At 53.5% G+C, this 1,641-nt stretch carries 1 protein-coding gene and 1 pseudogene; one reads left to right on the top strand and one right to left on the bottom strand.

Annotation, left to right across the window (positions count from 1 at the left end; translation table 11 throughout):
• Positions 1 to 112: 112 nt before the first annotated feature.
• Positions 113 to 377 (bottom strand): annotated as a pseudogene (locus BLP80_RS16470) (transposase); the annotation flags it as partial.
• A 685-nt stretch (positions 378 to 1,062) separates the two neighbouring features.
• Between BLP80_RS16470 and BLP80_RS14825 the strand changes: the two are divergent.
• Positions 1,063 to 1,464, top strand: coding sequence for a helix-turn-helix domain-containing protein (locus tag BLP80_RS14825; RefSeq protein WP_218120477.1), 402 nt, complete (start codon positions 1,063 to 1,065; stop codon positions 1,462 to 1,464).
• Positions 1,465 to 1,641: the final 177 nt, after the last annotated feature.

Genomic DNA, 1,641 nt, shown 5'->3' with positions numbered 1-1,641 from the left:
TTGTTTGACTGCCTATTTTTGTATCTCCTCCCCTGGCACATGTAATCGATTGATTTATATTTGTTCTTTAGAATGCTTTAAAAACGAGGGATGCTCCGAGATCAGGTTGTCTGACCTTAGCTCCGAGTAGCGCCTCTACCGCCTTAGCGAAAGGTTGGCCTTGGCATCCATCCTCGGCCAGAATGCATTGCACTTGCTGCAATTCTGCTGCACAGCGTCCGGGCGCAAGGAAGAGCGCCCGGACAATCCGCTACCTCAGCGGTTGTGACGGCAATCGCATGGGGAAGTCTTTGTATATCGACCGCAATGTGGCGCTTGATCCCCGACACTTTCTTTCCTGCATCATAGCCCTTCACATTAGCGCTATCCGTGTTTTTTTACACTTTATGCGTAGACACGGTCAAAAAGCTCGCTCACTAGCGGTACGTTCCGTCAATACAGTTGCACATTAAACTACGCCGAGATTGAACTTATTCCAACGGAACACGACGGGTGAAGCGCTAACCCATGACGGGAAATCCCCCGGCTATGCCGGGGTGACAGTAGCAGTTTGACATATACGGGAGTCCATCAGCGAAACTCGGATCGTGAGCCGCCAAGCACACGATAAAAGGAGAGTCGAGATGGACGAGAGTGAAAACCTAAGCCATAGCAAATGGGAGTGCAAATACCACATCATATTCATACCGAAATGTCGGTCGCGATAGGAATGCCAGTTACCCGGCGCCCCTCGCACAGATCCCAGCATGCACTACTAATGCACTGGACTCCTGCCTCAGGTTCTGGCGGCAAAACGCTCGAAGGGTAAATCATGAAGAATCCGAATTGGTGGGGCAAAGCATTTCCACAATCGTCCAAACTGCTCCCACGTCATGCGCTGGCGCTGGCTTCTTCGTCTTAGTGCGCGAATCCAGCACCAGGCTACACGATTGAAAAAGCATTTTAAACTAGTATCACAACACATAAACAACAAAACATTGTTATACTGAGGCACATCCACCCTGCCACGAGGAGTTGATCATGCGCCAGACCGAATTGCATCTCACCGACGAGGATCGCCAATTGATTGAATCGTACCGTGCGAAGGGATTGCACGCGGCGCGAGAGGTTAATCGAGCCCATATTCTTGCTGCGCTGGATCGTGGCATTCCTGAATCCCAGATCATGGCGGTTCTCGGCATCGGGCGAACCGCCATCTGGCGCACGCGTAGCGCATATCTGGAGGGTGGGCCGGGATATGCTCTGCACGACGTGGCGAGGCCAGGCAAGCCGCCCCGGTACGGCGCGGACGTCGAAGCGCAGGTTTCTGCTTTAGCATATTCCACGCCGCCGGCAGGAGCTAAACGTTGGACGCTCGAATTACTGGAGCAGGCCGCACGAGCGCATGAGGGAATTGGGCCGATCAGTCGCGAGACTATCCGTCGGCTGTTAAAAAAAACTGCATCAAGCCGTGGCGCAAACTGATGTGGTGCATTGGCACTCTGACTGAGGAATACCGGCAGCGGATGTACAATCTGCTGGATCTCTATGCCCGTCCGTTCCAAGTGGAAGAACCTGTCGTCTGCCTGGACGAGAAAAGCAAACAACTGCTGCGCGACACGCGAACTCCGCTGGCGCTCAAGCCGGGTGTGCCTGCGAAGC

This window comes from Nitrosomonas sp. Nm132 (assembly GCF_900100485.1).
Lineage (GTDB): Bacteria > Pseudomonadota > Gammaproteobacteria > Burkholderiales > Nitrosomonadaceae > Nitrosomonas.
The sequence above is the reverse complement of the archived record's forward strand: the minus strand, read 5'-3'. Positions and strand labels throughout refer to the sequence as shown.